The organism is Actinomadura sp. 9N215 (assembly GCF_044326345.1).
Lineage (GTDB): Bacteria > Actinomycetota > Actinomycetes > Streptosporangiales > Streptosporangiaceae > Spirillospora.
In genome coordinates, this window is record NZ_JBIRBA010000024.1 from 74,171 (window position 1) to 89,912 (window position 15,742).

A 15,742-nucleotide genomic window follows, 5' to 3' on the forward strand; every position below is an offset into this window, starting at 1 on the left:
AGGGTCAGGAGCACACCAGACTGTTGAACCAGCTGGACGGACCGGCAACCAACCAGTACGTGTCCCTAGTCACTGCTGCGTTCTTTGAAGCAGCTAGGCGACGCTTCATGAAGGGCGAGGAGGTTGCGGATGATGGGAAAATCATCGACTTCGTCACCTCTGTGCGCCTACGGGTGGACGATCCGGAGGTGCTCGATCCGAATGTGGCCGAGACCTTGATTAACATTGCTCTTGGGAAGCTACCGCCTGAAGCCCGTAAGGGCATCAGCGGCGAGGTGTCGCATGGAAGCAAGATCCTTCTGCTGGCGGGACTCATTGGCGACGCGCAGCTCAGCGCCGACGAACTCGATGCGTTCCTGGCCACGGCACGAGAGATGGCGGACGAAGTGTTCTCATGACGAACTTCTCAAATGTTCACCTGAGGGCCGAGCACGTTGAGCCGCTCCGCCTCTTTCTCACTGAGGGCGCCGTCGGGCCTGAGTCGTTCGATGAGCCGACCGTCGAGAGCGACATCATCGCCCTCAATTTGATGGCCTATTCGGCGTTCGCGGTGGCGGTGCTGCGGAGGTTCTCACCCACCTTCACGATCCCCGAGATTATCCGGTACGTCACGGAGCTGCGAAAAGCCGTCCTCGGCGAGGAAACGTTGCAGATCAACCCTCGTGTCGCCGAGGGCATGATACGCGCTGTTCTTCGAGACAAGACTCTTGAAGATCGTGAACCGTACGGCGCCGACAACGAGGCGATGGTCAAGGCCTGCTTCGCCGTATTGCTGGATCTTTTCCACAAGGCGGAACTTGAAGGGCCTGACCTGGAAAAATTCCTGCAGGAGTCGGCGGACTATGCCGGGCGGTGGCTGGCGGGTCAGCAGGCCCGGCAGGGGGATGAACAGGTGGCGACGGGCTGAGTGGGTCTCCCGCGCCTCACACAGATGCGCGCGGCGCAGGAGATGGGACGGTCAGTGGGCGGGGTCCTGCTTGATCTGGTCTAGGAGGCTGGAGAGTTGGGCAACCGTCAGGGTTAGGCGGCCCGCGTCCGGGTTCTTCGAGTCACGCACGCCGACGCTGGTGCCCGGCGCTAGTCGTCCCAGCTCAACGCAGTGTTCGTCGTTCGCTCCGCCGCTGTGGGTGCTCTTGCGCCACTGCACGGGCAGCTACCGCTGCCGCTTGATCTGCTCAACCAGCCCTGCGAACTGGTCCGGGGTCAGGGCGAGGTGACCCCCTTCGGGGCCTTGGAGTCGCGCACACCGACTCCGGACGCGAGACGTCCCAGTTCAACGCAGTGCTGGTCGTCTGCTCCGCCGCTGTGGGTGCTCTTGCGCCACTGCACGATCATTCGTAGCTCTCCAAGTATCGCTTGATGATCTCGCGAGAGGCTTCCAAGGAAGCCGCCTTCGCGCCGATGCGATCGAACTTAACCGACAGTTCCCGGACCTCGCCAGGTGTCTCGATCAAGCGGCCACCGTTCTGGGCGCCCGAATAGGCGATGTCGCGACTCTCCAGGCTGAGGATCTGGAGCGATCCGTCAACGCCCAGGTGAGCACCCGACTTGAAGGGGACGATACGGAGGCTGACCTGCGGCAGGTCGGCCATGGCGAGCAGGTGCTCCAACTGCGCCTTCTGCACCTCCGGACTGCCGACCTCACGCGCCAGGACGCTCTCATCGAGGGTGGCCCACATCTCGACCTCGGTTCCCCGGCTGAAGAAGGACTTTTTCCTTGCGACACGCTCGGCCATCTCTGCATCGAAGTCTTTCGGAGTCCCGGACTGGACGTAGGCCCAGGTGTACTCGTCGGTCTGGAGGGCGAGCGGGATGACCTGGCCGTGGTAGGTCTTGATCAGATGAGACTCCTGTTCGTACTTGACGAGTTGCTTTCCCCAGTTGGGGTCGTGGGCCATTCGGGCAAACCAGAGCAAGAGTTGAAAAGCAGGCCCGTCCCGTAATGCCGGTCGAGGGCCTGTGCGTGGTCGTCCTGTAGACGTCGCCGACCCGCCTCGATATTGGAAACAGTCCCCCGCGTCACTCCCATGATCTGGCCGCACTGGGTGAGTGAGAGCCCCATCTTCTCGCGCCAAAAGCGCAGGTAGAAGGCCAGGAAGTACCACATCGAGATCTTGGGGTCCAAGGGCTCGCGGACGATTGGCATTGCCGGCCTCCTTGTATCCGTCTTTGGTGCCTACAGGCGAAACGTAGAACATCGCGGTGATCCTTGTCACAGGAAATCGGAATCTCGGGCGAGGGTGGGGACGATGGTGATGACGGCGACGGGGGAAATGATCGTTCCCCTGATGGGAACATCGGCGTCGGTGGGGCTCGCGAGGACGTTGGCGACCGCGCGGCTACGCAATTGGGACTATTCCCATATTCTCGACGATGCGCTTCTTATCGTCTCGGAACTCGTGACCAACGCGATCCAGTGGACGCCGGACGAGGAGATCCGCTTCCAGGTCAGCCGGGACGCGGACGGCCTCATCATCGCCGTGTGGGACCGGGACCCCCAGTACCCGCGTCCCAAGCCGCGCAAGGTTCTCACTCTCGACGACCTCGACGTCTCCGAGGAGGCGTTCGACGACAACGGGGGACGGGGGCTGCACATCGTCCGGGCCCTGTCGGTGCGGTGTGGCGCGACGCGGGACCTGGGCGGGGGCAAGTGGGTCTGGGCGCGCATGCGTCCGTAGAGGGTCGTGGCCCGCCACAGGCCGGGTCGTGGCGTGCCGCCGTCACGAGGAGGGGACCTGACGGCGGCGCGCCGCGCCTCAGGGGCTCTTCAGGAGGTCGATGCCGCGCGGTACGAGGCGCGTGGGGATCATGAGCTCGGACGGCCACGACGTGTCGCCGCCGATCCGCTCGAAGAGCCGGACGGCGGCCGCCCGCCCCAGCTCCTGGACGTCGTAGGCGATCACGGTCAGCGGGCGCGGCATCAGCGTGGACAACTCGAAGTCGTCGAAGCCCATCAGCGCGGCGCCGTCGTCGCGCCGGTACAGCTCCTGGAGGGCGCCGATGGTGATCCGGTTGTTGCCGGCGAAGAACGCGGTGGGCGGGTCGGCGACGTCGAGCATGTCGGCGACGGCGCGCGCGGCCTCGCCGGGGTCCGCGACACCGACCCTGACCAGGGAGTCGTCGTAGGGGACGCCCGAGTCGGCCAGTGCCGCCCGGACGCCGGCCAGCCGTTCGCGTGCCGTGTAGATGGCGGGGGAGTCGACGATGACGCCGATGCGGCGGTGCCCCTCCTCCAGCAGGTCGACGATTCCCGCGCGGGCGCCCGCCGCGTTGTCGATGACGACGCTGTCGGCGAGGATGCCGGACGGCGGACGGTCCAGGAACACCACCCGCATGCCCATCTCCACCTCGGCGCGGGCGAACGAGTGGTCGGACCCGGCGGGCACGATGATCAGCCCGTCCACGCGGCGCTGGCACAGGTCGAGGAACTGGCGCTGCTCCAGCGCGGGGTCCTCCTCCGAGCTGACGGTGATCAGGTGCGTGTCGTGCGTGCGGGCGACCCTGGCGACCGCGGCGGCGATCGTGGAGTAGAACGGGTTGGCCAGGTCTTCGATGATCAGCCCGATGGTGGCGGTCTGGCGGCCCGAGCGCAGCGTGCTGGCCATGTCGTTGCGGCGGAAGCCGAGCTCGCCGATCGCCGCGAGCACCTGCTCGACCAACTCCGCGCGGACGTTGGGCTCGTGGTTGATCACGCGGGACACCGTCTTCGGGCTCACCCCGGCGGCGGCCGCCACGTCCGAGATCGTCGGCCTGCGCCGCCTGTCCTGCCTGTTCACCTGAGCCCTTCTGCCAAGACCGCCCCACCGCCCGCCGACGGTGCCGTCACCAACCTAGCGCCCGCCGTGGTCAGACAACGTTATCAAACGACCGTCTGACCCTTTGTCGGTCGGGTTGTCGGCCGATCGGGGCAAGGAGGTTGAGCTTTCTGTGTTCGTCCAGGTGGGGCTGGATCTGGGGAGTTAGGGGCGGTGGGCGATGAGTCACGAAGAGGTCACGGCGGTGAGGGAAGGCTTGACAACGATGTCTCGAACTGGGGACCTTGAGGCGCAACGTGCGGTGCGCCGCAGCCGATCATCCCCCTCGGCGAGGACGATGTCTGACCACCACCTCATCCCCCTGACCGCGAACCAGCCCCGGCACTTCTACCGGGGCGGCGAGAACATCGGCCGGTTCCGCGGCGGCCCCCCACCCGACGACCACCGTCCCGAGGACTGGGTCGGCTCGACGACCAGCCGGTTCGGCGGCGGCGACACCGGGCTCACCGTCCTGCCCGACGGGCGGCCGCTGCGCGCCGCGATCGCCGCCGACCCGGACGGCTGGCTCGGCCCGGAGCACGTGCGGCGCTGGGGCGACTCCCCGGCCCTGCTGGTGAAGCTGCTCGACGCCGGGCAGCGGCTGCCGGTGCACGTCCATCCGAGCCGCGAGTTCGCCCGCGCCCACCTCGGCAGCGCGTTCGGCAAGACCGAGGCGTGGCTGGTCGTGGACGTCCCGGGCGGCGGCGAGGGACGCGTCCACCTTGGATTTCGGGAGGACGTCGGGCCGGGGCGGCTGCGTGAGTGGGTTCGTGTGCAGGACGGCGCGGCGATGTTGGCGGCGCTGAACCCGGTTGCGGTCCGTCCGGGCGACGCGGTGCTGGTCCCCGCCGGGCTTCCGCACGCGGTGGACGCCGGGGTCTTCCTCGTCGAGGTCCAGGAGCCGACCGACTTCAGCATCATGCTCGAATGGGCGGGCTTCTCGCCGGACGGCGCGGACTCCGACCTGCGGCTCGGCTGGGACACCGCCGTGTCCTGTGTGGACGCCCGCGCCCGCTCCGCGGAGGAGGTCGCGGGGCTCGTCCGGCGTCCGGCCGAGCTGCCCGAACGCGCGCCCGGGGTGCGGCGGGTGTGGCCGGAGGGCGCCGACGCGTTCTTCCGCGCGGAGCTGGTCGGCGGCGGGGCCGAGCTGGACGCGAGCTTCGCGGTGCTGATCGTCCTGCGCGGCGTCGGTGAGCTGCACTCCGCCGGGGCGGACGAGGCCGTGCCGCTGCACGCGGGGCACACCGTCCTCGTCCCGTTCGGGGCCGGGCCGATGACCGTGCAGGGCGACGTCGAGATCCTGCGCTGCCTGCCTCCCGCGTCCGTCGCCGGGGAGGCGTCATGACGGGACCGCTGCTGGAAGCGCACGGCATTGAGAAGAGCTACGGGCACGTGGACGCGCTGCGCGGCGCCGACTTCACGCTGCCGCCGGGCGAGGTCGTCGCGCTGATCGGCGACAACGGCGCGGGCAAGTCCACGCTCGTGAAGATCCTCGCCGGGGTGGAGGCGCCGGACGCCGGACGGATCCTCATCGACGGGAAGCCGGTCAGGTTCGAGTCGGTCGAGCAGGCCAGGCAGGCGGGTATCGAGACCGTCCACCAGGACCTCGCGCTCTGCGCCGACCTCACCCCGGCCGCGAACTTCTTCCTCGGCCGCGAGCTGCTGCGGTCCGGGCCGCTCGGGCGGCTCGGGTTCCTCGACCACGCCGCCATGCGGGCGCGGGCGCGCGAGGAGTGCGAGCGCCTCGGCGTGCGGCTCAAGTCGGACTCGGTGTCGGTGTCGACGCTGTCCGGCGGGCAGCGGCAGGGCGTCGCGGTGGCGCGGGCCGTCACCTGGGCGCGCCGGGTCGTGTTCATGGACGAGCCGACCGCCGCGCTCGGCGTCGTGCAGACCGCCCGCGTCCTCGACCTGATCCGCAGCGTCCGCGACTCCGGCGTCGCGGTCGTGCTGATCACCCACAACATGCAGGACGTCAAGGCCGTCGCCGACCGGATCGAGGTGCTGCGCCTCGGCCGCCGGGTGGCGCGGTTCACGGGGGCCGACGTGTCCATGGAGGAGCTGGTCGGGGCCATGACCGGCGCGCTGGAGCAGGACCTGGCCATACCGGACAGCTCCGTACCGGACGCCTCCGTGACCGAACGCGGCGCATCGGACGGGACGCCCGGATCGGGGTCCGCGGAGGGGGAGCAGAAGCGATGAGCGCACCAAGCCGCCCGAAAGGCCCGAAAGGCCCGCAGGGCCCGAAGGACATTGATAACGGCGATGTCGTCCAGGCCGGGCCGCCGCCGGGGTCGGCGCTGACCGGTGTCCTCGGCCGGCTGGGCTCGGCGCAGGAAGTGTGGATCGGGCTGGTGCTGGCCGTCCTGGTCGCCGCGTTCTCCGTGCTCGACCCGGACAGCTTCGCCAGCTCGTTCAACCTGCTGAACCTCGCCGCCGACGCCGCCATCCTGCTGCTCCTCGCCGTCGGCATGACCTACGTGATCATCTCGGCGGGCATCGACCTGTCGGTCGGCGGGATCCTGGTGTTCTCCGGCGTCACCGCCACCAAGGCGATGGAGGCGACCGGCGCGTCGTCCATCGGATCGCTGCTGCTCGGCGCCCTGGTCGCGGTGGCCACCGGGCTGGCCTGGGGCGTGCTCAACGGCGCGCTCGTCGCCTACGGGCGGATCCCGCCGCTGATCGTCACGCTCGGGACGCTCGGCATGTCGCTCGGCGGCGCGCTGCTGATCACCGGCGGCGTGGACCTGCGGGCGCCGAGCCGCCTCAACCTCGGCCTCGGCCTCGACAAGATCGCCGGGGTGCCGACGATCGTGTGGATCTCCATCGCGGTCACGATCGTGCTCGGCGTCGTCCTCGCGCAGTGCCGGTTCGGACGGCACACGTACGCGATCGGGTCCAACGTCAAGGCCGCGCGGACCTCCGGCGTCCGGGTCAACCGGCACCTGGTCAAGGTGTACGGGCTGGCCGGGCTGCTCGCCGGGCTCGCGGGCTACCTGTCGCTCGCCAAGTACGGCATCACCGGTGTGTCGGCGCACTCCACCGACAACCTGCAGGCCATCGCGGCCGTGGTGATCGGCGGCACCAGCCTGTTCGGCGGCGTCGGCACCGTCACCGGGACGGTCATCGGCGTGTTCATCCCCGCCGTCCTGCAGAACGGCTTCCAGATCCTCGGCGTGAAGCCGTTCTGGCAGCAGGTCGTGGTGGGGGCGGTGCTCATCGCCGCCGTCTACCTCGACCAATGGCGCCGCAAGGCACGAGATCACTGACGGAAGGCAGACGATGCGCAAGATGATGGGCCCGGTGACGGGCATTGCCATGGCGGCGGTGCTCGCGGTCGGCGCGACGGCGTGTGGCGACGACGGCGGCTCCGGCGGTTCGGGCGGCTCCGGCGACAAGATCAAGCTGACCCTCGTCCAGGGCATGGCGGGCGAGGAGTTCTACGAGACGATGGCCTGCGGCGCGAAGGCGGAGGCGGCCAGGCTGGGCGTCCAGCTCAGCGTGCAGGGCCCGCAGAAGTTCGACCCGACGTTGCAGACCCCCATCGTCAACTCGGTGGTGGCCGACAAACCGGACGCGATGCTCATCGCGCCCACCGACACCAAGGCGCTGATCGCGCCGCTGACTCAGGCCAAGGCCGCCGGGATCAAGACCATCCTGGTGGACACGGTGGTGGAGGACGACGGCATCGGCCTGTCGCGGATCAGCACCGACAACACCAAGGGCGGCGAGGCCGCGGCGACCGCGCTGACCAAGCAGATCGGCGACAAGGGCAAGGTGCTGGTCATCTCGACCGACCCCGGCGTCAGCACGGTGGACGCCCGCGTCAAGGGCTTCGAGCAGGCGATCAAGGCGTCGCATCCGAACGTCCAGTACGTGGGCGTGCAGTACTCGCACAACGACGTCGGCACCGCCGGCCAGATCACGAACTCGGCGCTGGCCAAGGACCCCGACCTCGCCGGCGTGTTCGCCACCAACCTCAACTCCGCGACCGGGGCCGGCTCGGCGCTGCAGCAGGCCGGCAAGCTCGGCAAGGTGAAGATGATCGGGTTCGACGCCGGTCCCGCGCAGGTCAAGCAGCTGAAGGACGGGGTCGTCCAGGGGCTGATCGCGCAGCTGCCCGGCGAGATCGGCGCGAAGGGCGTCCAGCAGGCGGTCGCGGCGGTGAAGGACGAGCCGGTCACCAAGTCCATTCCGACGGACGCGACCGTCGTCACCAAGGAGAATGTCGACACGCCTGAGGGCCAGAAGGTGCTCTACAAGGCCGGCTGCTGAGGCTGCTGAGGAGGACGCGGATGGCCCGGATCGTGGTGTTCGGCGAGGCCCTGGTCGACCTGGTCGGGGAGCCCGGCGGACGCCGCTTCCGGGCCGACCCGGGCGGCGGCCCCGCCAACGTCGCCCTCGGCCTAGCCCGCCTCACCCAGCCCGCCCGCCTCACCCAGCCCGCCCAGCCCGGACGGCTTGGCCAGCCCGGCCCGCCCGGACAGCTCGGCCAGCCCGGACGCCTCGGCGAGCCCGGCGAGCCCGGCCCGCCCGGCGAGCCCGGCGAGCCCGGCCCGCCCGGCGAGCCCGGACGGCTTGGCCAGCCCGGACGGCTCGGGCAGCCCGGACGGCTCGGGCCGCCTGGGGCGCTCGGGCAGCCGGGCCAGTCCGGGCGGCTCGGCCAGCTCGGGCCGCCGGGAGATGCGGTGACGCTTGTGACTGGGCTTGGGGACGATGCGTTCGGGCGGCTGGTGACCGGGCATCTCACCGCGTCTGGGGTGACCCTCGCCGTGCAGCCGAGCCCGTTCACGCCGCTCGCGATCGTGTCGGTGGACGAGGCGGGCGTGCCGTCCTATGACTTCGCGTTTCCCTGGGAGCCGTCCGCGCCCTCGTTGCCGCCGGACACGGACGTCTTCTACACAGGTTCGATCGCGGCGGGGCTGGCAGGAGGGCGTCCAGCCGAGGTGGCGATGGCCGCGGCGCCCACGGTCGCCTACGACCCGAACATCAGGCCGTCGCTGCTCGGCGACCCGGAGTCCGAACGGCGGCGGGTCGAGCGGCAGGTCGCCCTCGCCGATGTCGTCAAGGCGAGCGAAGAGGACCTCGCCTGGCTCTATCCCGGGGACGACCAGGTGGACGTCGCCCGCCGGTGGCTCGGTCTCGGTCCCGCGCTCGTCGTCGTCACCCGGGGGCCGGGCGGCTGCGTCGCCGTCACCGCGTCCGGCCAGGTCGAACGTCCCGCCCTGGAGGTTGAGGTGGCCGACACCGTGGGCGCGGGGGACGCGTTCATGTCGGGCCTGCTGGCGGGGCTGCTGACCGCTGGGCTGCTCGACCCCGCGCGCCGTGCCGATCTCGCGGACGGTGACGAGACATCGTTGTCGCTGCCGATTGCGATGGCGCTGGCGTCCGCGGCCATCACTTGTGCGCGTCCCGGAGCGGATCCGCCGACCGGCGCGGAGCTCGAAGACCTTCTCTGAACACGTCGCAGCCGAATCGGGCCGTCCTCCTTCCTGGAGGACGGCCCGATCGTCATCCCGGCCTACCGTGCGAAGCGCAGGCGGAGGTAGCGGGCGCGGTTGTTGTTGATGTTCGCGTACAGGTCTTCGATCCTCTGGCTGTTGACGTTGTAGGAGATCACGAGCTCGCCGCGGCGGCTCAGGTCCGGGTGCGCGGCGATGTTGTACGGCGCGTAGATGTTGCCGCCGCCCTCCGGCGCCGTGTAGACGGCCTTGCGGTTGGTGAACGGACCGGTCGGCGTCGGCGCGGTCGCCACGTAGACCTCGTGGCCGAGCGTCGCGTTGCTCGTCGTGAGGACGAAGTAGCCGTCCACCGGCGTGACGCCGTAGGAGGAGCCGACGTCGTCCAGCACGCGCGCGGACGCGGTCGGGTCACGCGACCAGCCCGAGCCGGTGTAGAACTCCCACGAGCGCTCGACGAGGTGGCCGACGCGGGCGCGCGCGATGTGCATGTACTTGTTGAACGGGACGCCTTCGACGCCGTAGATGTAGATGTAGCCGCCGTGGCGGATCAGCTCGACGCCCCACTGCACGTTGCCCTCGTCGTAGCTGGGCGTCACCCGCGCGGAGCGCAGGTCGTGCGAGAACGTCGCGATGTCGGTGCCGACCCACTGGAAGTTGAACGGCGGCTCGTCGTCGGACGGCGCCTGCGCGAGCTCGAACACGCGGAGCTTTCCGCCGTCGACGATGCCGTCGGTGTTCCAGTACCAGCGGTCGTTCGCCCCGTCCGGGTCCCACGGCGGCTTGGTCGGCGTCGCGCCGACGAGTGACTCGGGTTTCTGCTGCGTCCCACCTGTCAACGTTGTCTGTGGAAGGCCGTCGCGTCCGGCGAGGACGATCGAGTTGTGGACGAATCCGGCGCGCGAGGGCAGGCTCTCGTCGGGGTTGACGGGGCCGAGGAAGGTGTCGTTGAAGAGCCAGGCGATTTGGCCGCCCGGCAGTCTCGTCGAGTACGTCCCGTCGGCCGCCGCCCAGCCGCCGCGGTTGTGCCAGCCACCGCCGGTGTTTCCGAACCGGCGCCAGGCGGCGTCCAGCCGCTGGTCAGGGGTGGCGCTCACGACGACGGGCGCGTGCCGCCCGCCGCCGCCGTGCGGCACTGGGCTCGCCAGCGCGCCCGGCGCGACGGCGCCCGCGCCGCACGTCGCACCGGCGAGTAGCGCCGCCGCGAGTGCGAGGCGGGGGCGCCTGCGCATTCTCGTCGCGTCGCGGGCGACGCGTGTGGACCCTCTACTGCTCAACGTGGAATCGCCTCCTGGCTCAGAGGGGGGGTGACAACGTTGTCAGCTGTCGTGGTGATTAGACCAAGGGCGCACACGTCCGTCAAGGGAATCGGGGGTGCGGTCTGTGCCCGGCGGGCCAGGTCAGACGGCTGGGATCTCCCGGTTGGAGAAGTACGGCTCCTTGAACGGGAGGTCCTCGGCGAGCCATTGGCGCAACGCCCGGTACAGGCCGGTGTAGTGGCCATTCGCGTACGCGGACGGTGTCACCCACCAGCTCACGTCCACGTCGTATCCCGCCGATTCCTCGGTCAGCGGGGTGCGCCGTCCCATGGGATACAGGTAGCAGCAGCCGAGATACGCGCCGGACGCGTCGTAGACGGCGTACGCGAACGAGTACCCTTCCCGGAACTCGCATTCGTGCCACACCAGGTCGATGTAATTGAATTCCTCGGTGACCTCTTCCGTCGGCCAGTCGCCGCCGCGGGTCCGGCGGATGATCTCGATGCTGGCATTGATGCCGCGCACGTCCTCGGACAGATCGGCGCGCGAGATTGCCCTGGCCTCGATGCCGTCATAGGTCAATCGAGTGGGGACGGCGAAGCCCGGGGGCAGGACGAGCTTCTTGACGAACTGGCCGTAATCCATTTGTGCCTCCTCAGGAATCGGCGGGCGATGACTCGTCGATCTTCCCGCCGACGACCTGGGCGCGGCATCCGTGGCCGCACGGAACCGCCACCCATTCACCACCGACCGGCTGCGCCACGCCGCCGCCGGAGAATGCCCAGGCCATCACCCCGCCATCGCCCGAAGAAGGCGTCCTGCGGCGGGTGCGGACGGATGGGAAGTGACGTGTCCGGAGGGAAAGTGACGGGTCCCCGGCGCCGCGGAGCGATGAGCTCGGCGGGGCCGGGGACCCGAGTGGGCAGGTCAGGCGTCGGTCAGTCGTCGAAGTAGTTCGGCTGGGACTGGGCGTTGAGAACGTCCAGCCTGACGCGCTTGGCCTTGTCGGTGCGGTGGTCCCGGAGGTCGATGACGTCCAGGCCCCGCTGGATCTCGTTGGAGTAGATGTAGCCGTTGTAGTAGTACGTCGACCACGTTCCGGCCAGGTACTGGAGGTTGTTCGCCCACTCGCCGCGGTCGAGCCAGGCGATTTCCTTCGGGTTCCGGGAATCGGTGAAGTCCATGACCGAGATGCCGCCCTGGTACCAGGACTGCACCATGATGTCCTTGCCCTTCACCGGGATCAGCGAGCCGTTGTGGGCCACGCAGTTCTCGTTCGCGGTGTTGTGCCGCGGAATCTTGAAGTAACTGCGGAACTTCAGCTTCCGGTGCTTGCCCTTCCCGACGATGTCGTAGATGGCGTTGGCGCCCTTCTCGGGCCCGATCTCCGGGTTGCAGGTCGCCGCCGAGCCGCCGCCCAGCTCATCGGTGAAGACGATCTTCGTGGCGCTGTTGTTGAACGTCGCCGAGTGCCAGAACGCGAAGTTGTCGTCGTCGCGCACGGTGGTGATGGTGCGCGGCTCCAGCGGGTCGGAGATGTCGAACAGCACGCCGTCGCCCATGCAGGCCCCGGCCATCAGGTCGCGGTCGGGGTAGGCGGTGAGGTCGTGGCAGCCCGAGGTGGCCCGGGTCTGGTTCGGCCACTGCGTGTCCGGCGGGTCGCCGGGGTTGCCGCCGTCCGGGAACAGCACCGGCTCGGCCGCCACCGACGCCGCCTCCGGGTGCCGCAGCGGGACCTTCACGATCGAGATGAGGTCGTGCGGGGTCTTGCAGTCCGGATAGGTGTCGTTCGGCGAGTACGAGGACACGTAGATGTAGGCGTTGCGCTTGCTCGGGACGAGCGTGTTGGTGTGCGAGCCGCACTTGGTCTCGACGGCCTTGACGTACCGCGGGTTGCGCACGTCGCTGATGTCGAAGATCTTGATGCCCTCCCACGCCGACTTCTCGGTCGCGGGCTTCGGCACAGACTGGCACGAGTCGTCGCTCCGCGAGCTGTCCGTCGACAGGAACAGCAGGTCCCCGGCGATCGAGACGTCGTTCTGCGAGCCGGGGCAGTGCACGACGGTGACGACCTTCGGCTGCGTCGGCCGGCTGATGTCGTAGACGGTGAAGCCTTCGTAGTTGCCGCCGAAGGCGTACCGGCCCTTGAAGGCCCAGTCCGAGCCGTACGCGGCGGGGGCGGCGAGCGGCCCCTGTTTGGGGATGTTCGCCAGATGGTGCATGTTGGGGGTCTTGGTGATGTCGTCCCCGCCCGGGGCCCGGCCGGCTGACGCCGCCGGGACGAGCACGGACGAGAACACCAGCAGGATGCCCGTGAGGGTACTCAAGAGGGTTCTGCGTCTGGTTCTTCGCTGGGGAGCTGCCGTCACCCCTGACTCCTTTGTCCAGAAGGCCCGTGAACAGGTCGTGAACACGGTTCCTGATCTTCCTGGAGTATGGAGGGTTTTGGGGTCTCTGCCTAGGTCTGGGCATTTATGTGAGCGTCTTGAGATCCAAGGCCTTTTGTTGCACCCCGTCCAGCGGATACGGTCCGGGTGGCGCCGGCGGGACGCGGGAGGTTCGATGAGGCACCGGATCGCGGTGGCGGGCGCGGCGGTCGCGATGGCCGCGGGCGTCCTGACGGGGTGCGGCGGCGGTGACGACGACCCCGAGGCCGCGCCGTCGAGGACCGTGGTCGTCCCGGGCCGTCCGGGCGAGCCCAACAAGACCAGGGTCGCGGGCCCGCGCGAGGCCGCGCCGCCCACCGCGGCCGAGGTCAGGTTCGTGCAGATGATGATCCCGCACCACGCGCAGGCGCTGGAGATGTCCGCGCTGGCCCCGGACCGGGCGTCCGACCGGCGGGTGCGGTCGCTGGCGTCCCGGATCGACACGGCGCAGAAGGTCGAGATCGGGGCGATGAAGTCGTGGCTTGAGCAGAACTCCAAGGCCGTCCTGAAGGCCCACGGCCGCGACCACGGCGCGCACGCCGGGATGCCGGGGATGGCGACGCCGGACCAGCTCAAGCGGTTGCGGGACGCGAACGGCGCCGCGTTCGACAAGCTCTACCTGACGCTGATGATCACCCATCACCAGGGCGCGCTCACCATGGTGAAGGACGTCCTGGACAAGGGCACCGACGTCACCGTCCAGGAGATGGCGCGGGACGTCCAGTCGACGCAGATGGCCGAAATCGGCCGCATGCAGGGGCTGCTGGCGGGCTGATCGGTACCGTCCGCGATCCGCGGTCCGCGATCCGCGTGCCGGTCAGATCCAGCCCTCTTCCCAGGCGCGGTGCGCGGCGGCGTGCCGGGAGCCCACGCCCAGCTTCGCCATGGCGGACGACAGGTAGTTGCGGACCGTCCCGGGCGCGAGGTGCACCTCGGCGGCGATCTCGTTGACCGACGCGCCCGTCCGGGACGCGCGCAGCACCTCCAGCTCCCGGCCGGTCAGCGGGCAGTCGTTCTCCGTCAGCGCGGACGCGGCGATGTCGGGGTCGACGTAGCGGCGGCCCGCCGCGACGTCCCGGACGATCTCGGCGAGCCGCGTCACGGGCGTCGTCTTCGGCACGAAGCCCCGCACCCCGGCGGCCAGCGCGCGCCGCAGCACCCCCGGGCGGGCGTGCCGCGTGACCAGGATGATCTGGGTGGGCAGCTCGGCGCGGATCCGCTCGGCGGCGTGCAGCCCGTCCGCGGGCGGCATCTCCAGGTCGAGCACGGCGATGTCGGGACGGTGCTCGCGGGCCAGCCGGACGGCGTCGGTGCTGGTCGCGGCCTCGGCGGCGACGGTCAGATCGTCCTCAAGCTCCAGCAGGGCGGCGAGGGCGCCGCGGAGCAGGTCCTCGTCGTCGGCGATCAGCAGCCGGATCATCGGACGTCCCCCGTCGCGGGCAGCGGCAGCGGCGGCGACGGCGGCCGCGGCATCGGCCGCGGCATCGGCAGGGAGCCGGTCAGCTCGAACCAGTCGCCGTCGTGCCGCCAGGTCAGCGCGCCGCCTGCCTGTTCCAGCCGGTCGGCGAGGGCACGAAGCCCGGTCCCGGTCCCCGTCCCCGATCCAGACGTGCCGGGCGTGGTGGACGCGCCGTCGTTGCGGATTTGGATGCGGGCCGTGCCGTCCGCCGCCTCGTAGCGGATGGTGGCGTGCCGTGCCCGGCTGTGCCGCAGCAGGTTGGTGGTCGCCTCGCGCATCACGAGGCCCAGGAGGTGGCGTCCGGCGTCCGGCAGGGCGTCGGGGCTCGTCTCCTGTTCCACACGGGCGTCGATTCCGGCGGCGGACAGGACCTTGGCCGCGTTGGCGAGTTCCGCGTCCAGCGTCGTGCGGCGGTATCCCTGCACGACGGCGCGGGTGTCGCGCAGGGCGTCGACCGCGAGCTGCCGCACCTCCGCCATCTGGGCGGCGGCCCGCGCCGGGTCGGCGTCGGCGAGCCGGGCGGCCAGCTCGCTCTTCAGCGCGATGACCTGCAGATGGTGGCCCTGGATGTCGTGCAGGTCGGCGGCGAAGCGGAGCCGCTCGTCCTTGACCGCCAGCTCCGCGGCCATCCCGCGCGCCTGGTTCAGCCGGTCGGCGACGTCCCAGGCCCAGAGCATCCCGAGCATCGTCCACGCGGTGAAGGCGACGAGCCCGGCGGGGAACGCGGTCGCGAGCCGCCATCCGTCGCCGGTGGCCGCGCCCGCCGTCCCGCCGATCGCCGCGGCGGCGACGATCGCGGCCGCGATCAGCACCCGGCGCCGCTCCGGCGGCAGGAACGTCGCGGCGACCGACGCCATCACCGCGGGCGCGAGCGGCCACAGCCGCTGATCGGGGAGCGCCAGCGGGATCACGCCCAGCACAGTCGCGGCCGCCCCTCCGGCCGCCAGCCACGCCACCGGCGGACGCCCCACGACCGCCCCGGCGGACGGCAGCCGCCGCCCGATCAGCACCACCAGCGCCGCGGTCAGGACGAGCAGCGCCACGGCGGCGACGGCGCGTCCCCAGGCGGCAAGGTCGGGATGCGCGATCCAGTCCTTGGCGAACAGGGCCATGAAGAGGACGAACGTCCCGGTCAGGGTCCAGCGGGTGTGGCGGCGGAATCGCTCCAGGCCGCCCGAGCCGGGCCCGCCGGTCTCGCGCCCGTCCGTCTCGCGGCCGCCGGTCTCGCGGCCGCTCGCGTCGGGGAGCGGGAGGCGGCGGGCCCCGGCGCCGGGGGGCGCATGACAAATGTCATCGGATCCCATGACGTCTCCCTGCTCTTCCGTGCGGTTCCGGCACTGCCGGACGT

General features: G+C 70.2%; 19 protein-coding genes. 9 read left to right on the plus strand and 10 right to left on the minus strand.

Annotated elements, in window-relative coordinates:
• The first annotated feature begins 23 nt into the window (after positions 1-23).
• Together ACH34T_RS32575 and ACH34T_RS32580 are read left to right on the plus strand one after the other, a co-directional pair.
• Entirely contained in the window at positions 24-398 is a 375-nt protein-coding gene (locus tag ACH34T_RS32575) for a hypothetical protein (RefSeq protein WP_396024779.1), read from the plus strand.
• Positions 395-907: a hypothetical protein gene (locus tag ACH34T_RS32580; RefSeq protein WP_396024780.1), complete on the plus strand. Its 513-nt coding sequence runs from the start codon at positions 395-397 to the stop codon at positions 905-907. The genes ACH34T_RS32575 and ACH34T_RS32580 overlap by 4 nt, the downstream gene beginning before the upstream one ends.
• Positions 908-958: 51 nt before the next feature.
• Here ACH34T_RS32580 and ACH34T_RS32585 read toward each other — a convergent pair whose 3' ends face one another.
• From ACH34T_RS32585 to ACH34T_RS32600, 4 genes are read right to left on the minus strand one after another with little or no spacing between them, the layout of a single operon-like run.
• The gene (locus ACH34T_RS32585) at positions 959-1,147 is read right to left on the minus strand and encodes a DUF397 domain-containing protein (protein WP_396024781.1); all 189 of its coding nucleotides are present in this window, start codon (positions 1,145-1,147) and stop codon (positions 959-961) included.
• A 56-nt stretch (positions 1,148-1,203) separates the two neighbouring features.
• Positions 1,204-1,335, minus strand: a complete 132-nt coding sequence (locus tag ACH34T_RS32590; protein ID WP_396024782.1) for a DUF397 domain-containing protein — start codon at positions 1,333-1,335, stop codon at positions 1,204-1,206.
• Positions 1,332-1,898 (minus strand): DUF5753 domain-containing protein, encoded by a 567-nt coding sequence (locus ACH34T_RS32595; RefSeq protein WP_396024783.1) that lies wholly within the window; start codon positions 1,896-1,898, stop codon positions 1,332-1,334. The genes ACH34T_RS32590 and ACH34T_RS32595 overlap by 4 nt, the downstream gene beginning before the upstream one ends.
• A complete protein-coding gene (locus ACH34T_RS32600) occupies positions 1,838-2,146 on the minus strand; it encodes a helix-turn-helix domain-containing protein (RefSeq protein WP_396024784.1) in 309 nt (102 codons plus the stop codon). The genes ACH34T_RS32595 and ACH34T_RS32600 overlap by 61 nt, the downstream gene beginning before the upstream one ends.
• A 142-nt stretch (positions 2,147-2,288) precedes the next feature.
• Here ACH34T_RS32600 and ACH34T_RS32605 point away from each other — a divergent pair, with 142 nt between their 5' ends.
• Positions 2,289-2,678 carry an ATP-binding protein gene (locus ACH34T_RS32605; protein ID WP_396024785.1) on the plus strand — a complete coding sequence of 130 codons (390 nt, stop codon included), beginning with the start codon at positions 2,289-2,291 and terminating at the stop codon, positions 2,676-2,678.
• Between the two features lie 78 nt (positions 2,679-2,756).
• On the opposite strand, the gene ACH34T_RS32610 is transcribed toward ACH34T_RS32605, so the two are convergent.
• Entirely contained in the window at positions 2,757-3,776 is a 1,020-nt protein-coding gene (locus tag ACH34T_RS32610) for a LacI family DNA-binding transcriptional regulator (RefSeq protein ID WP_396024786.1), read from the minus strand.
• A 316-nt stretch (positions 3,777-4,092) separates the two neighbouring features.
• Between ACH34T_RS32610 and ACH34T_RS32615 the strand changes: the two genes are divergently transcribed.
• Genes ACH34T_RS32615 through ACH34T_RS32635 form a run of 5 tightly spaced genes read left to right on the plus strand, consistent with a single transcriptional unit; the run spans position 4,093 to position 9,250 of the window.
• Positions 4,093-5,139 (plus strand): class I mannose-6-phosphate isomerase, encoded by a 1,047-nt coding sequence (locus tag ACH34T_RS32615; RefSeq protein WP_396024787.1) that lies wholly within the window; start codon positions 4,093-4,095, stop codon positions 5,137-5,139.
• Entirely contained in the window at positions 5,136-5,993 is an 858-nt protein-coding gene (locus tag ACH34T_RS32620; protein WP_396024788.1) for an ATP-binding cassette domain-containing protein, read from the plus strand. The genes ACH34T_RS32615 and ACH34T_RS32620 overlap by 4 nt, the downstream gene beginning before the upstream one ends.
• A complete protein-coding gene (locus ACH34T_RS32625; protein WP_396024789.1) occupies positions 5,990-7,060 on the plus strand; it encodes an ABC transporter permease in 1,071 nt (356 codons plus the stop codon). The genes ACH34T_RS32620 and ACH34T_RS32625 overlap by 4 nt, the downstream gene beginning before the upstream one ends.
• Before the next feature lie 13 nt (positions 7,061-7,073).
• Positions 7,074-8,066 (plus strand): ABC transporter substrate-binding protein, encoded by a 993-nt coding sequence (locus ACH34T_RS32630; RefSeq protein ID WP_396024790.1) that lies wholly within the window; start codon positions 7,074-7,076, stop codon positions 8,064-8,066.
• Positions 8,067-8,086: 20 nt separating this feature from the next.
• Positions 8,087-9,250 carry a PfkB family carbohydrate kinase gene (locus tag ACH34T_RS32635; RefSeq protein WP_396024791.1) on the plus strand — a complete coding sequence of 388 codons (1,164 nt, stop codon included), beginning with the start codon at positions 8,087-8,089 and terminating at the stop codon, positions 9,248-9,250.
• A gap of 62 nt (positions 9,251-9,312) precedes the next feature.
• Here ACH34T_RS32635 and ACH34T_RS32640 read toward each other — a convergent pair whose 3' ends face one another.
• The 3 genes from ACH34T_RS32640 to ACH34T_RS32650 all read right to left on the minus strand — a co-directional run bounded on the left by ACH34T_RS32640 (position 9,313) and on the right by ACH34T_RS32650 (position 12,836).
• Positions 9,313-10,527, minus strand: a complete 1,215-nt coding sequence (locus ACH34T_RS32640; RefSeq protein WP_396024792.1) for a DUF5005 domain-containing protein — start codon at positions 10,525-10,527, stop codon at positions 9,313-9,315.
• A 123-nt stretch (positions 10,528-10,650) separates the two neighbouring features.
• On the minus strand, positions 10,651-11,154 hold the full coding sequence (locus ACH34T_RS32645) for a GNAT family N-acetyltransferase (protein ID WP_396024793.1): 504 nt from the start codon (positions 11,152-11,154) through the stop codon (positions 10,651-10,653).
• 293 nt (positions 11,155-11,447) lie between these two features.
• Positions 11,448-12,836 (minus strand): LVIVD repeat-containing protein, encoded by a 1,389-nt coding sequence (locus ACH34T_RS32650; RefSeq protein WP_396024794.1) that lies wholly within the window; start codon positions 12,834-12,836, stop codon positions 11,448-11,450.
• A 235-nt stretch (positions 12,837-13,071) separates the two neighbouring features.
• Between ACH34T_RS32650 and ACH34T_RS32655 the strand changes: the two genes are divergently transcribed.
• Positions 13,072-13,710 carry a DUF305 domain-containing protein gene (locus tag ACH34T_RS32655; RefSeq protein WP_396024795.1) on the plus strand — a complete coding sequence of 213 codons (639 nt, stop codon included), beginning with the start codon at positions 13,072-13,074 and terminating at the stop codon, positions 13,708-13,710.
• Between the two features lie 42 nt (positions 13,711-13,752).
• Here ACH34T_RS32655 and ACH34T_RS32660 read toward each other — a convergent pair whose 3' ends face one another.
• Positions 13,753-14,355, minus strand: a complete 603-nt coding sequence (locus ACH34T_RS32660) for a DNA-binding response regulator (RefSeq protein WP_396024796.1) — start codon at positions 14,353-14,355, stop codon at positions 13,753-13,755.
• Entirely contained in the window at positions 14,352-15,698 is a 1,347-nt protein-coding gene (locus tag ACH34T_RS32665) for a sensor histidine kinase (protein ID WP_396024797.1), read from the minus strand. The genes ACH34T_RS32660 and ACH34T_RS32665 overlap by 4 nt, the downstream gene beginning before the upstream one ends.
• Positions 15,699-15,742: the final 44 nt, after the last annotated feature.

What these genes read in the sequence shown, in the direction of transcription:
- ACH34T_RS32580 (WP_396024780.1), top strand. Translation starts at nt 395, where the DNA reads ATGACGAACTTCTCAAATGTTCACCTGAGGGCCGAGCACGTTGAGCCG.
- ACH34T_RS32590 (WP_396024782.1), bottom strand. Translation starts at nt 1,335, where the DNA reads ATGATCGTGCAGTGGCGCAAGAGCACCCACAGCGGCGGAGCAGACGAC.
- ACH34T_RS32595 (WP_396024783.1), bottom strand. Translation starts at nt 1,898, where the DNA reads ATGGCCCACGACCCCAACTGGGGAAAGCAACTCGTCAAGTACGAACAG.
- ACH34T_RS32600 (WP_396024784.1), bottom strand. Translation starts at nt 2,146, where the DNA reads ATGCCAATCGTCCGCGAGCCCTTGGACCCCAAGATCTCGATGTGGTAC.
- ACH34T_RS32605 (WP_396024785.1), top strand. Translation starts at nt 2,289, where the DNA reads ATGGGAACATCGGCGTCGGTGGGGCTCGCGAGGACGTTGGCGACCGCG.
- ACH34T_RS32615 (WP_396024787.1), top strand. Translation starts at nt 4,093, where the DNA reads ATGTCTGACCACCACCTCATCCCCCTGACCGCGAACCAGCCCCGGCAC.
- ACH34T_RS32620 (WP_396024788.1), top strand. Translation starts at nt 5,136, where the DNA reads ATGACGGGACCGCTGCTGGAAGCGCACGGCATTGAGAAGAGCTACGGG.
- ACH34T_RS32625 (WP_396024789.1), top strand. Translation starts at nt 5,990, where the DNA reads ATGAGCGCACCAAGCCGCCCGAAAGGCCCGAAAGGCCCGCAGGGCCCG.
- ACH34T_RS32630 (WP_396024790.1), top strand. Translation starts at nt 7,074, where the DNA reads ATGCGCAAGATGATGGGCCCGGTGACGGGCATTGCCATGGCGGCGGTG.
- ACH34T_RS32635 (WP_396024791.1), top strand. Translation starts at nt 8,087, where the DNA reads ATGGCCCGGATCGTGGTGTTCGGCGAGGCCCTGGTCGACCTGGTCGGG.
- ACH34T_RS32645 (WP_396024793.1), bottom strand. Translation starts at nt 11,154, where the DNA reads ATGGATTACGGCCAGTTCGTCAAGAAGCTCGTCCTGCCCCCGGGCTTC.
- ACH34T_RS32655 (WP_396024795.1), top strand. Translation starts at nt 13,072, where the DNA reads ATGAGGCACCGGATCGCGGTGGCGGGCGCGGCGGTCGCGATGGCCGCG.
- ACH34T_RS32660 (WP_396024796.1), bottom strand. Translation starts at nt 14,355, where the DNA reads ATGATCCGGCTGCTGATCGCCGACGACGAGGACCTGCTCCGCGGCGCC.
- ACH34T_RS32665 (WP_396024797.1), bottom strand. Translation starts at nt 15,698, where the DNA reads ATGGGATCCGATGACATTTGTCATGCGCCCCCCGGCGCCGGGGCCCGC.